We start from the raw sequence: 12,717 nt of genomic DNA, 5'->3' as shown, positions 1-12,717 counted from the left end.
TATGAGAGCGATTCGTATTGAACATTTGCGATATGTAGTTGAAGGAAAACAGATTTTACAGGATATATCTTTGACTTTAGGTGGGCATGAATTTGTAGGGCTTATTGGACCTAATGGTTGCGGTAAATCTACACTGTTAAAACACCTCTATCGAGTTAATCCTATTCAACAAGGGCAAATTTATTTTGATGATGTGCCGTTGGCAGATGTATCCATTCGTGAGAGTGCTCAAAAGATTGCTGTTATGGGGCAATTTACACACCTTGATTTTGATTTTTCGGTTATGGATATTGCTCTTATGGGGCGTACACCTTATAAAAAGAGTTTTGATGATGATAATGAATATGATTATGCTTTGGCTGAAAGTTCTCTAAATAAGGTGGGGATGTGGCATGCTAAGAATCGCTCGTTTATGACATTATCCGGTGGTGAACAACAACGAGTTATGTTAGCCAGAGCTTTGGTACAAGAACCTGAATATCTCATCCTTGATGAGCCAACTAATCATTTAGATATTACATATCAACTGGAATTATTAAAAATTGTAAAATCTCTTGGTATTGGTGTGGTAGCGGCTTTGCATGAACTCAATTTAGCGGCTCTATTCTGTGATCGTATTTGCGTCTTAAAAGATGGTATTATTCAGCAATTAGGAACGCCGAAAGAGGTCATTACAGAATCTACTTTGTTTAATGTCTATGGAGTAGAGTCGGTTATTAATTATGATGAATACGATATTCCTCATGCTCGTTATGTAGTAGAAGACTTGCACAGTAGTAAATGTTATGAAGCGGCACCTAATATCTGTAATGTAAAGGAATCCCCTATGATAGGTGACCATCATGTATAGGATATCTAAATGGGCACAGATACTGGTAGGAACAATCGTATCCATTGGTATTTTATGGCTAGGCTATACTCATGGTACTGGTGTTACAGTGGAGTCGTTGAGAAATTTAGACCGCAGTGATGCGGTGATAATTCAAAATTATGATGGAGAAGGACATTCTATTGATGTGGCTTATCAAGTGCCACCACAGCGTGTACTTGTTACGTATCCAGGGGCGACGGAACTGCTCATTGCCTTAGGGCTAGATAATCGCATTATAGGAACCTTAAAGCCTTATGGCGTAGAACCAGTTGAATTGGCGAGTGCCTATAGTGCGTTACCGACATTACAGGCGCCTTTTGTACCATCTAAAGAAGAAGTACTAGCCCTGCAGCCCGATTTAATTATAGGGTGGAATCATCATTTTTTACCTAATGCATTAGGTGATGTTCGGAACTGGTACAAGCGAGGTGTAGGTACCTATATTGTGCCTGCTACGGTGCGTCAAGGTAAACCGACAGTAGAGAGCACCGTATATCCTTTTATTGACGATATGGGGCGTATTTTTGGCGTATCTGACAGAACAGATGCGTATAAGCAAAGTTTGATGAATCGCATCGCTGATGCAGAACTGCGTGCCACACGACGGGGCACAAGCCCCACCGTGCTTATCTTACAAACGTATGGCAATAGCACTTATACGGTATATGGCGATAGATATATTATTCATGATATTGTTCATAAAGCTGGCGCTATTACATTGGCTTCCAAAGGAATGATGACGGTGGGGCCTGAACGTATCCTCGGTTATGACCCTGACTATATAGTTTTGGTGATGACTAATGATGTTGCTAATATGGATGCTTTCACCCAAAAAGGCATTCAGTCTATTGCGGAGGACCCCAATCTGCAACATATGCGGGCTGTAGCACAACGACGTATTATACCTGTTCTGTTTAGCGCTGTTAATAATGGTAATGGCCGTGTCGTAGATGCCTTAGAAATGATTGTAAATAGATTGGAAACTGATAATTAATGATATAGCCCTAGTAGATTAGAAAATTAGGAATGTATATGGCTGTGAAGTATTGCTATAATTAGCTTTCACAATAATGTGTAATATCCCCCTATGGGATTGTGTAGGAGATGACTATGAAGACAAGAGTGTTGAAATCCATTGTATTAAGTGCTATTGCTATGTCCATTGTGCCTAGTGCATTGGCGGTGGAGTATCAATTAGATGATATCATCGTTACTGGTACGCGGGTAAAAACAGCGGTTCAAGACGTAGCGGCGAATATTAGTGTTATTAATAGTGAAAGTATCGAAAAAGGAAACTTTGGCTCTGTATCTCAAGCATTACAAGCATCTAATGTTGATGTAGTAGATCATGGCTCTGCAGCGTATCCTGTGTTGAACGGTGATACTCGTGTTCTAGTTCTTGTAAATGGGCGGCGTGTAAATTTCGATCATCTTACTGTTTCTGGAAATGATAATGCTGTAGATATTAATCAAATTCCGATGGATAATGTAGATCATATCGAAATTGTACGTGGACCAAATTCTGCGTTGTATGGTCAAAAGGCGGTAGCTGGTGTTATTAATATTATTACAAAAGACCCTGCACCAGAAACTAAAACATCTATTACTGCTGAATATGGTACGTGGAATCACCGCCGTGGCGCTATTGCTCATTCTGGTGGGGATGAGCTAAATCGTTATATGATAACGTATTCAAAAGAAAAACGCGGCAATTACGATTATCGCGATATTAACGGTAATAGTCATGAATTCTATGATAGTTATCGCGATCATGAAGATATGACTTTCCGCTATGATCGCTATTTTGGTAAAGATCGTGCTACTGTTGATTTTGGACGATCTCGTGCTAAAGATGGATATGGTATTTATTTAACTAATCCAACCCAAGGTGTTGTATATGGTCGTGGTTCTACATTCGATTCTACGATTACTAATATAGGCTTGACTTATACGTTTAACCAGAAAGAAAAAGGTGAAGGCACATTCCTTCGCTTTACTCGTAATGGTGATCAAACGAATTCTCCATTTGCAGGCACACCGTATGAGCATGATTTAAGAAACTATACCTTTGAAGGTCAGAAAAATTGGACTTTGAAGAATCATGATATTGTAGGCGGTGTTTCTTGGGAAGAGCAACACTTATGGGAAAACAATGATGGCTCTACAATGGATGCTAAAGCTATTACGAAATCCATCTTTGCGGAAGACCGTTGGACTTTAGGTGATGGGTGGTCCATGAATTTAGGTGGACGTTATGAACATCATAGTGATTATGGTGGGGACTGGACGAGTCATATTGGTGTTAATAAACGGATTAGTGAAGATACTCATGTGTATGCATCTTGGGGGTCTGCAGTAAATAATCCAACATTAAAAATGCGTTATGCTAATACTCCGTATATGAAAGGCAATCCTGATTTAGAGCAAGAAAAGTCAAGAACAGTAACGGTTGGCGTTGATAGCAAGATTAATGATACATTAACTTTATCTGCTAGCGTATACGATTCTAAATTGAAAAATGCTTTGAACTGGCAATGGAATGGAATTACTCGCTATTACAATGTGGATGAGGAGAAACGTCGTGGATTGAGCCTTGGAGCTACTTATAAAATCAATGATGCTTGGCGTGTACGGGCTGGATATGATTATAGTCGAATTCGCATTAATGCCAATGGTAGAGGTTTTGCTAGTGATGATCGTAACACTCGTCCCAATGGGTATATTCTAGGATTGACATATAGTAAACATAAATGGGATATTTCCAATAACTTTACATATGTAACTGGTCGCAGTGATTTGTATACCAGCAACAATTACTTCTTATGGGATATGAATATCAATTATCAATGGCGACCAGATACGAAATTCTATATTAAAGGCTATAACTTGACGAATGAACATTATGAATCTAGTGCGGCTACAAACTTAGTGCGTGGTGCTTATGCTATGCCAGAACGTCATTTTGTATTTGGTGTGAGTCATACATTCTAATATAAGTTTTGGCTATTTTTGTAATTGGTGAAAAAATAGTGAAAGGTAATTTGACGTTAATTGATGATATGTATTATCATTAAATGGTTATAATTCAAGTCTTATTAGTCGTTATTTCTCAGTTGTGAATTGTAGGATAACGATATTAATCTATTTTGTTTTATTCTATAGGAGGTTTTTATGGAATTCATTACTAATGCAGGACATTTGTTCCTACAAGGGGGCCTTGTTATGTGGCCTTTATTGATTTGTTCTATTATTGCTATTACGATTTTGATTGAACGTGTATGCATGTACAATGCAGCAAAATCCAATATGGATACATTAAAAGCTAAAGTTGCTGAACTTGTGCCACAAGGTAAATGGAAGGAATTGCGCCAAGTCTGTGAAGAAGATGGCGGGGTAGCAGCGGAGCTTGTTGAAACTGCAGCATCTCAGCCTCACGATGTGGATAAACAAACACAAGCTTTACAAGGTGCAGCAGGCGCCATTGCAGCTCGTTTGCGTGCGCATTTAAACTATCTTGAAACAATCGTTACACTAGCTCCTTTATTAGGTTTGTTGGGGACTGTAACTGGTATGATTGGTTCTTTTTCCGTATTGTCCGTTTCCGATGGTGAACCATTCGCTATTACTGGCGGTGTAGGGGAGGCCTTAATCGCTACAGCTACAGGTCTTTGCGTAGCTATCATTGCTCTTGTTATTCATGCGTATTTAGTACAACGTGAAGATAGCTTAGTATCTGAAATGGAAGAAGTGGGCGCCGTATACATGACAGCATTGGTAGGTGACAACGATGCAGCTTAGAAGCTTACGTACTACAAATAAACCAAGATTGATGATTATCCCTATGATTGATATCATCTTTTTCTTGCTCGTATTCTTTATGATGAGTATGCTCTCTATGGTTGTACAAAAATCTGTACCAGTCAATTTGCCAGGTGCACAAACAGCTAAGGTAGACATTCAAAAGAAAGTGCCCATTACAGTTACTGCTGATGGCTCTGTATTTGTAAATGATACGAAAACAGATATTGAGGGCATGATTAAATATTTGCAAATTGAGCAAGTTAAAGGTACTGATATGACTGTCGTGTTGCGTGCTGATACAGCTGCTCAATATGGTGCATTCGTACAAGTATTAGATACGTTGAAACAAATGAATATCACGAAAATTGCTATTGCTACTGAAAGTAAATAAGGAGGTGCCCTATGTCTAGATGGAAATCATCTCTTGCAGGCTCCCTTCTTATTAACTGTTTACTATTAACAGGTGGCGCAGTATACCTTAACTACTCCGCACCGGAAGCTAATGCAAAACCAGAAGCCATCGAAATGGAAATTGTTTCTGATGATGTGGCGCCATCGGCACCACAAATTTCTGCACCGAAACAGCAAAAAGTGGATATCCCACCGCCACCAACTAAAGAAGAAGTACAGCAAATGGTGAAAGATGCACCTAATACTATTCCTGTAGAGGATAAGAAGGTAGATGATAACACGCCAACACCACCGATGCCACAAAATCAGAACCAAGATCAAAATAATTCTACTGCTCAGGATCCAACTGATGGACAAAATCAATTAGTTGGTGGTAACAAAGGTGAAGGAAAGGTGGATAAGTCAGAAGGTTTGCGCCCTATTAGCCGACCGTACCCATCGATTCCAGAAGTGCCAAAAGCACAAGCTGTTGGTGACACAATCGTAGTTCGCCTTTATGTAGGCACTAGTGGTAATGTAACATTTGTTGAGGTTGATAAATCTTCTGGTTATGGTCCAGCTGATGATGCGGTGGTATCTGCAGTCTATGGTTGGTCATTCTATCCGGCTAAAGATTCTGATGGTAACCCTATTGAAGCGAGTGCAATACAACGTTTCCAAGTAGATATTAAATAGAATAGATAAGTGTTGATGAACCATGATATTCATAAATAAGTGAGAAGTCTACACTGTTATGAAATACTAAAAATACCTAGAGTGAAGGTCATGCCCCTCTTCTCTAGGTATTTTTATATTATTATATCGTTTTTTCAATCAATGCTTCTTGCAGTATTTGCGAGAAGTTTAGATTTTTTGCCAATGCTCGTTCGTTTAACCAAGCAGGAATAGTTAGTGTTTTCTTTACAGATTTTGTATTTTTAGCTAAATCGACATCACATTCTACTAGTGTAGGGTATGTAGAATCTGTAATAGGAAAGTCACGTATGGCTGATGGAGTTGCTAATATTTCGCCATCTTCTAGAGCCCCTAGTATAAATAATTCCATTGCTTCACGGGCATTCTGCAATAGTTCGGTTAAAGTATCTCCTGTGGAAGAGGTATATTCCAAGTCTGGGAATTCAATCCATAATCCATCTGTATCATCATGGATTATGGCAGGGTAGATAAATCTCATATATATCACTCCTTTTATTTTAGTCCAGTTCGTTTCAAGATTGCATTTAATAGTCCTGTGGGGACATCTTTTCCATGAATGGCGATTACTTCGACTTTATTGTCTTTCTTTAATCGATGATGGCTACCTCGTTGTCGTACATCTTTCCATCCATTTTGAAGTAGTAGTTTTAGCAAATCTTTGTCTTTCATATTTCTCTCCTTATATTAACACGTATACACGTATTTTTCAATATAAAAGAAACAAATTAATCCTGACTTACTATTAATTATATAGTGTACTACTGTTCTTATCTATAAGAATTTGTTAAGGGAAATTGTGTATTTTAATTTGGATATTTTGTGTCAAGGTACTAAGTATATTTGTTATTATACGAGTAAAATAGATGAAACTGCTTTTTTTCTATACATGAATTTAGTATTATATCTATATACTAATATTATTGTAAAAGAGGTCTTATTATGAATGTACTAAAACGCATGCTCGTAACTGCCGTAGCGGCTTTAGCTGTTGGCATATATACACCTAGCTCTGTTGATGCAGCAGGTTTTGTTTCCCCACCTAAGGAAGTTTTTATAGTCAAACCAGTGATGCCTATTATTCCTCAAGGAACTGTTGTAGCAGATGACATGCGCATTCGTTTCTTAATCGATAAAAAAGGCAAAGTAAAAAATGTATTTGTAGAACGATCTTCAGGGTATGAACCAGTAGATGAAGCCGTAAAAGATGCTGTGAAACAATGGGAATTTAAACCGGCGATTGGTAAAGATAAGACCCCACATGAATCTATTATTGGCATGACGATTACATTGCCAGTGACTAAGAAGTAGAGGTATTTTTCCATGAAAAAATTAATTATTGCATGCTTAGGTGCTTTTATACTTGGCACAAGTATATCCTATGGTGCTACCTATCAATCGCCAATGCCAGTGTCTACACCATCTTTTGATACTGATGTATTAGAACACTATAATGGCGATGTGGGAGGTATTAATGTTCACTTTGATATCAACAAGGATGGCGAGGTAGAGAATGTAGAATTGCAGGGCTCTACTGGTGATTGGGCGGTAGATACAGCTATCGTTGAGGCCGTATCTACTTGGCGGTATGTACCTGCTACTGATAGTGCTGGTAATCCTGTAGAAGCATCGAAAACTGAATATATCGATTTAGATGTTTAAACAATGGGATGTTTTGACTAGTAATGAATGAGAAAAAAGGGTTATAGGCCAATGTAGATTGGTTCTATAACCCTTTTGTGGTGTATAGCGCATATATATTGCGCCATATATGGAGTGTAAACGTAGGGCATTACTGGATTATAAAACATTAGCCCCATATATAACTAGTCAATGATAATGAGCCTGTGCTGTATAAATCATTAAATATCCGCACATCATCACCATCGGCAGCACCTAGTGTGTAGGATAACGGTAAATAATGCTCTGGTGTTGGTACCGCATAGGAAGCATGAGGTAGGCTTTCAAAATGTGTTACAGTTTTTATATCACCACTTGTTACAGCGTTAGTAATAGCGGTGTTAAATTCAATTGCTTCTGTAGAACCACCAACATTATTCCATTCTAGTTCACCTAGGTTGTGTACGATGTTGCCACTGCCAATAATGAGATACCCTTCGTCGCGTAATGTAATGAGCTGTTTGCCTAATTCGTAGGACTTTTTAGCATTGAGATAACCGTTGATAGACAGTTGCACAACTGGTATATCAGCGTTAGGAAACATGTGGATAAGTATTGTCCATGTGCCGTGATCAATACCCCATGAATCATGAATAGATACAGTGTTACCTAATTGTGATTGCACGGTTTTGGTGAGTGGCATATAGCCTTTTACAGGATAGGTTATCTTGTATAATTCATCGGGAAAACCGTACATATCGTAAATTTGTTTTGGTTCAGGAGTACTTTGGATGAAAGTTCCCTTCGTATACCAATGAGCAGAAATGGCTAGAATAGCCTTTGGTTTTCCATAATTTTGGAGAATCTCTTTTCCAATTTGTTGTAATCCTCTAGTTTGTTCGCTATCTTCGATGGCTAGCATAGGGCTGCCGTGACCGGCGAATATAACGGGCATGCGTTTCATAGAGCATACATCCTTTCTCGTATAAATCCTTGTCATAGTGAATGTATTTGTGAAAGTATCTTTAAATGTCATTAGCAGGTAGAATGGTTTGTGTCATAGTAAAATGAATGGAATCCATATAATACTTGTTAATATTTAGATAAATTTAATATTTTCGATATATCTAAAGTATATGCTTATGCACCTATAACTGCAAGTAGGATATTTTGATATAGTGACTATCTTTATGGATAGATTTGAGGTGAATAGCAGTGGCTTTACATTGTTATGAATTAAAGATTGTAATGATTAGATTCTTATATACTAGACATGGGTGAGCTAAACCGACTCATTCGAGGGAATAGGATTTTTGAATATTTTTTAAAAGTGTAACCTGGGCTACTGAAAATTACTTTCAAAACAAATATACTATTATATGAGGTAAGCACCGATAGAATCCTATCAATAGATGTTCACAACTGTAGAAATAAGCTTTCTGTTGTGAGCGATATAGATTATTTTCATAAACAATCCATAAGGAGGCACTATATGAACGAATTAAAACAACAATTAGATATTAACAACGAACGATATAGAGTGATTGTGTCCGTAAAAGAAGAGTATTTGGACGGTAAATTGTCTTTGATGGAAGGCAATCGCATTTTAAAAGAGAAATTAGGCACATGCACACCAGATGAGTTTGCCTTTGCAGAGCAAAGTTTGAAAGGTGTTTACCAAGACGAGGAAATTTTAGATAGAATGGATGATTTGCTCGCCTTGTTTGACGGCGTATTAGTTCGCACAAATAATGTGTATCCTAAAAATCATCCTTTGTGGGTCTATGTTGAGGAGATCAACGCTGTAGAAAAAGTGGCGATTGAAGCGGATGAATTATTGAAACAAGATAAGTTTATCAAAAATCCTTGGCTCGGTGTATTTGATAATTTAGCTCAATGGCGTATCCATTTATCTCGTAAACAGAATCAATTATATCCAATGTTAGAGGACCATGGTTTTGACCGTCCTACACGAATTATGTGGACCTTTGATGATGGCGTGCGTGATGCTATTAGCACTAGCTATGCATTGCTCAGAGAAGACAAACTCAGTGAATTTATTGCATCTATGCCAGAAACCTTGGAAAAATTACGCGATTTAAATGCTAAAGAGTTAGAGGTGTTGTATCCAACAGCGGTTAAAGTATTGTCTGACGAAGAATTTGGACGGATGAGTGCAAGCGATCATGAAATCGGATATGCTATTATTTCAGCACCACCGGTATATGTAGTAGAAGGTGTTAATGACGATGATGTTACAGCAAATGGTTGTGGTGCAATAGGTGGAGAAGGCATAGCTAGTGCTAGTAATGTGTCTAATGCATTCCTTCAAGATTTGGCAGGCCTTTTATCTAAATATGTAGGGCCTATTAATGGCGGTGCGCCAGCGAAGAATCAAGTCCTCGATGTAGCTACAGGTAAGTTGACATTGGAACAAATTAATCTCTTGTTCCGTCATTTGCCGGTGGATTTATCCTATGTAGATGAAAACGAATTAGTGGCGTTCTATAGTGATACCTCGCATCGTATCTTCCCACGCAGTGCCAATGTAATCGGTCGTGAGGTAAAAAATTGTCACCCTGCTAAATCGGTGCACGTAGTGGAAGAAATTATTGAAAAATTCCGTTCTGGCGAGCAAAGTCAAGCTGAGTTCTGGATAAATAAACCAGGTCTATTTATCTATGTGTTATACACTGCTGTGCGCGATGAGAATGGCAAATTCCGCGGCGTTCTCGAAATGATGCAGGATTGTACGCACATTCGCGAATTGACTGGATCCCAAACATTGCTCACATGGGATAAGGGCTATGTAGGGGATAATTCTGGTGAAAGCTCTATCGTTAACGTTGGTGAAAGCCAAGCAACAGGCAATATAGGGGCTATGGCGAATAGTGGCACTCAAGATGCAACTAGTGTAAATACAGTAGCTAAAGAATCCGATGCCGAGGCATTAATAATTGATGCAAATGGCGTTTTTAAAGTAGACGAAAAAACAACATTGTCTAAATTAATCAAACAAAGCCCTGAACTTGTGGACTACCTCATTAGCCTAAATCCTAAATTTGAAAAACTTAAATCCCCAATGGTGAAAATTATGGCAAAAGTAGCGACCGTTGAAATGATTGCGCAACGAGCTGATGTTGATGTACATGATTTGATTCGTAATATTGATACATTTATTAACAAAAAATAAACTAGGTTGAAAAATAACTCACTTTTAATTGTGTTATTGATGGATTTGTTAATAAAAAATAAATTGGTTTGATATATAATTCACCTTTAATTATGTTGCACTAATGAAAGAAAAATGCTTATTGTTATGTAATATATATTGCTTTGTGTATACAAATTTGAAATAACAAGGTAAAATAGATATACATGAGAGTATTTGCTATGTTTCGTGAAAGTATAGATTGCTAGATTAATAAGCCTTAGCTTTCACAAGAAACAAGCTGTTTTATAGATACTAGTCCATAAGTAAAGGTGAGGAGCAACATGTCAACAAGACGCGTTTGGAATCAAAGCGAAATTAAAACAAATCCATTATTTTCTAAATTACGGAGTACTATTGAAACTGCATTTTACGGTAATAATGTGCATCCTGTTACATCTGTAGCAGAAGCGTATACATTAGCCACAGAAGAGCCAGGTGTTATCGTATTAGATATGCCTGTATGTAAACCTGAAGAGCAAGGTTTGCCACAGGATGCGAAGGTGCTTGTTACGAATGATGGAAAAACTACTGGTCGTTATGCGAAAGCGCGTCGCATTATCGGTGATGAAGGCATCGATGAGGTAGAATTAGCTGGTATTGCACGCGACGCTGTATACGATAGCCGTAATAAAGCGTGGATTTCTACACAAGTTATCGTAGGTTTAGATGAAAAATTTACTGCTCGCGCTCATTTGATGATTCCAAAAGATCACGCATCTATTATGTATTCGTGGGTGATGAATTTTAAATTCTTTGATGATGCAGTAAAAGAATTCTATAAAAATAGCCAAGAGATTCCAGAAGGGGATATTTATATCTATTCTGATCCTGATTATGTAGTTCCTGGTCATCCAGGCGGTCTTGCTATTTTTGATCCTGCTCATAACTGTGCTATGATTCTCGGTATGCGTTATTTTGGAGAACATAAAAAAGGTACATTAACTTTGGCATGGTCCTTGGCAAACCGCTATGGTTATGTGGCATGCCACGGTGGTATGAAACGCTATAATCTTAAAAATGGTAGCTCTTACACTATCGGTGTATTCGGTTTGTCCGGCTCTGGTAAATCTACATTGACCCATGAGAAACATAATGGTCGCTACGATATTTCTATTTTGCATGATGATGCGTACATCATTAATACGGGTGACTTGTCTTCTATTGCGATGGAACCGACTTATTTTGATAAAATGCAGGACTACCCTGTAGAACATCCAGCGAATAAATTCTTGTTAACTTTGCAAAATGTAGGTGTTACTCTTGATGAGGATGGTCGCAAAGTAGTATTAGCTGAGGATGTGCGCAATAATAACGGTCGTGCTATTAAATCTCAATTCTGGACAGATAATCGTGTTAACTACGTAGGTGAACCTGTTAATGCTATCGTGTGGTTAATGAAAGATAAAACGTTACCACCAATCCTTAAAATTGATGACCCTGTATTGGCATCGACAATGGGTGCTACATTGGCAACACGTCGTTCTACAGCAGAAAAATTAGATGCCAATGTGGATCCAAATGCGCTTGTTATCGAACCATATGCAAATCCATTCCGTACTTACCCTTTAGTACGTGATTATGAAAGCTACAAAAAACTATTCAAAGAATGTGGTGTTGATTGCTACATTATGAACACAGGATTCTTCTTAGAAAAGAAAATTCCTAAAGAAATTACCCTTGATTTATTAGAACGCCTCGTAGAAGGTGATTTGATATTTGAACCATTTGGTGCGTATGAAAACTTGTCCTATGTAGAAGTGCCAGGTTTTGAGCCACCATTCGATGTGCGCGAATATCACCATCAATTGCACCAAGCTTTTGAATTCCGCTATACATACGTGGAAAACTTAAAAGATGGGAAAAATGAGTTGCCTCAAGAGGTGCTTGATGTACTTAAAACATTAATGTAATTTTATATTGCTTTTAGTGTGTAAAAAAAACATGTCCTACAAGATTCAGTACGCTTAACGCCCCCTTTGGGGGCTACGTAAATTCATCTTGTAGGCCATGTTTTTTTTATGCTGCGGATATAGGCTTATAGGACAAAAAGTGTGTGTAAAAACCCTTGTAATACTAGTAAATATCTAGTGTTATAAGGGTTTAATCT

13 protein-coding genes are annotated in these 12,717 nt (G+C 37.9%); 10 read left to right on the top strand and 3 right to left on the bottom strand.

The window, feature by feature from the left end; all coding sequences use genetic code 11:
- Position 1: 1 nt before the first annotated feature.
- The 6 genes from EO120_RS02310 to EO120_RS02285 all read left to right on the top strand — a co-directional run bounded on the left by EO120_RS02310 (position 2) and on the right by EO120_RS02285 (position 5,758).
- Positions 2-850 (top strand): ABC transporter ATP-binding protein, encoded by an 849-nt coding sequence (locus EO120_RS02310; protein ID WP_127133898.1) that lies wholly within the window; start codon positions 2-4, stop codon positions 848-850.
- On the top strand, positions 843-1,865 hold the full coding sequence (locus EO120_RS02305; protein WP_127133897.1) for an ABC transporter substrate-binding protein: 1,023 nt from the start codon (positions 843-845) through the stop codon (positions 1,863-1,865). The genes EO120_RS02310 and EO120_RS02305 overlap by 8 nt, the downstream gene beginning before the upstream one ends.
- 116 nt (positions 1,866-1,981) lie before the next feature.
- Positions 1,982-3,862 carry a TonB-dependent receptor plug domain-containing protein gene (locus EO120_RS02300; protein WP_164725712.1) on the top strand — a complete coding sequence of 627 codons (1,881 nt, stop codon included), beginning with the start codon at positions 1,982-1,984 and terminating at the stop codon, positions 3,860-3,862.
- 180 nt (positions 3,863-4,042) lie between these two features.
- The gene (locus EO120_RS02295) at positions 4,043-4,669 is read left to right on the top strand and encodes a MotA/TolQ/ExbB proton channel family protein (RefSeq protein ID WP_127133895.1); all 627 of its coding nucleotides are present in this window, start codon (positions 4,043-4,045) and stop codon (positions 4,667-4,669) included.
- The gene (locus tag EO120_RS02290; RefSeq protein WP_127133894.1) at positions 4,659-5,063 is read left to right on the top strand and encodes an ExbD/TolR family protein; all 405 of its coding nucleotides are present in this window, start codon (positions 4,659-4,661) and stop codon (positions 5,061-5,063) included. Before EO120_RS02295 ends, EO120_RS02290 begins: the two co-directional genes overlap by 11 nt.
- A gap of 11 nt (positions 5,064-5,074) precedes the next feature.
- The gene (locus EO120_RS02285; RefSeq protein WP_127133893.1) at positions 5,075-5,758 is read left to right on the top strand and encodes an energy transducer TonB; all 684 of its coding nucleotides are present in this window, start codon (positions 5,075-5,077) and stop codon (positions 5,756-5,758) included.
- Positions 5,759-5,879: 121 nt separating this feature from the next.
- On the opposite strand, the gene EO120_RS02280 is transcribed toward EO120_RS02285, so the two are convergent.
- Both EO120_RS02280 and EO120_RS02275 read right to left on the bottom strand, forming a co-directional pair.
- A complete protein-coding gene (locus EO120_RS02280; RefSeq protein WP_127133892.1) occupies positions 5,880-6,257 on the bottom strand; it encodes a type II toxin-antitoxin system HicB family antitoxin in 378 nt (125 codons plus the stop codon).
- Positions 6,258-6,271: 14 nt separating this feature from the next.
- The gene (locus tag EO120_RS02275; protein WP_127133891.1) at positions 6,272-6,448 is read right to left on the bottom strand and encodes a type II toxin-antitoxin system HicA family toxin; all 177 of its coding nucleotides are present in this window, start codon (positions 6,446-6,448) and stop codon (positions 6,272-6,274) included.
- A 270-nt stretch (positions 6,449-6,718) separates the two neighbouring features.
- Between EO120_RS02275 and EO120_RS02270 the strand changes: the two genes are divergently transcribed.
- A complete protein-coding gene (locus tag EO120_RS02270; protein WP_127133890.1) occupies positions 6,719-7,087 on the top strand; it encodes an energy transducer TonB family protein in 369 nt (122 codons plus the stop codon).
- A gap of 12 nt (positions 7,088-7,099) precedes the next feature.
- Positions 7,100-7,438, top strand: a complete 339-nt coding sequence (locus EO120_RS02265) for an energy transducer TonB (protein ID WP_127133889.1) — start codon at positions 7,100-7,102, stop codon at positions 7,436-7,438.
- A gap of 148 nt (positions 7,439-7,586) precedes the next feature.
- On the opposite strand, the gene EO120_RS02260 is transcribed toward EO120_RS02265, so the two are convergent.
- Complete coding sequence (locus EO120_RS02260) at positions 7,587-8,360, bottom strand: dioxygenase family protein (RefSeq protein WP_127133888.1); 774 nt, start codon at positions 8,358-8,360, stop codon at positions 7,587-7,589.
- A 528-nt stretch (positions 8,361-8,888) separates the two neighbouring features.
- Between EO120_RS02260 and EO120_RS02255 the strand changes: the two genes are divergently transcribed.
- Entirely contained in the window at positions 8,889-10,589 is a 1,701-nt protein-coding gene (locus EO120_RS02255) for a PAS domain-containing protein (protein WP_127133887.1), read from the top strand.
- Between the two features lie 302 nt (positions 10,590-10,891).
- Positions 10,892-12,520, top strand: coding sequence for a phosphoenolpyruvate carboxykinase (ATP) (locus tag EO120_RS02250; protein ID WP_127133886.1), 1,629 nt, complete (start codon positions 10,892-10,894; stop codon positions 12,518-12,520).
- Positions 12,521-12,717: the final 197 nt, after the last annotated feature.

The sequence above is a fragment of the Veillonella caviae genome, from assembly GCF_003992125.1.
Taxonomy (GTDB): Bacteria; Bacillota; Negativicutes; order Veillonellales; family Veillonellaceae; genus Veillonella; species Veillonella caviae.
Note: the sequence above shows the minus strand (reverse complement) of the source record. Positions and strands in the feature narration are given on the sequence as shown.

Bases quoted from the DNA above. Each gene is read 5' to 3' on its own strand.
- EO120_RS02310 (WP_127133898.1), top strand. From the start codon at position 2: ATGAGAGCGATTCGTATTGAACATTTGCGATATGTAGTTGAAGGAAAA.
- EO120_RS02305 (WP_127133897.1), top strand. From the start codon at position 843: ATGTATAGGATATCTAAATGGGCACAGATACTGGTAGGAACAATCGTA.
- EO120_RS02300 (WP_164725712.1), top strand. From the start codon at position 1,982: ATGAAGACAAGAGTGTTGAAATCCATTGTATTAAGTGCTATTGCTATG.
- EO120_RS02295 (WP_127133895.1), top strand. From the start codon at position 4,043: ATGGAATTCATTACTAATGCAGGACATTTGTTCCTACAAGGGGGCCTT.
- EO120_RS02290 (WP_127133894.1), top strand. From the start codon at position 4,659: ATGCAGCTTAGAAGCTTACGTACTACAAATAAACCAAGATTGATGATT.
- EO120_RS02285 (WP_127133893.1), top strand. From the start codon at position 5,075: ATGTCTAGATGGAAATCATCTCTTGCAGGCTCCCTTCTTATTAACTGT.
- EO120_RS02280 (WP_127133892.1), bottom strand. From the start codon at position 6,257: ATGAGATTTATCTACCCTGCCATAATCCATGATGATACAGATGGATTA.
- EO120_RS02275 (WP_127133891.1), bottom strand. From the start codon at position 6,448: ATGAAAGACAAAGATTTGCTAAAACTACTACTTCAAAATGGATGGAAA.
- EO120_RS02270 (WP_127133890.1), top strand. From the start codon at position 6,719: ATGAATGTACTAAAACGCATGCTCGTAACTGCCGTAGCGGCTTTAGCT.
- EO120_RS02265 (WP_127133889.1), top strand. From the start codon at position 7,100: ATGAAAAAATTAATTATTGCATGCTTAGGTGCTTTTATACTTGGCACA.
- EO120_RS02260 (WP_127133888.1), bottom strand. From the start codon at position 8,360: ATGAAACGCATGCCCGTTATATTCGCCGGTCACGGCAGCCCTATGCTA.
- EO120_RS02255 (WP_127133887.1), top strand. From the start codon at position 8,889: ATGAACGAATTAAAACAACAATTAGATATTAACAACGAACGATATAGA.
- EO120_RS02250 (WP_127133886.1), top strand. From the start codon at position 10,892: ATGTCAACAAGACGCGTTTGGAATCAAAGCGAAATTAAAACAAATCCA.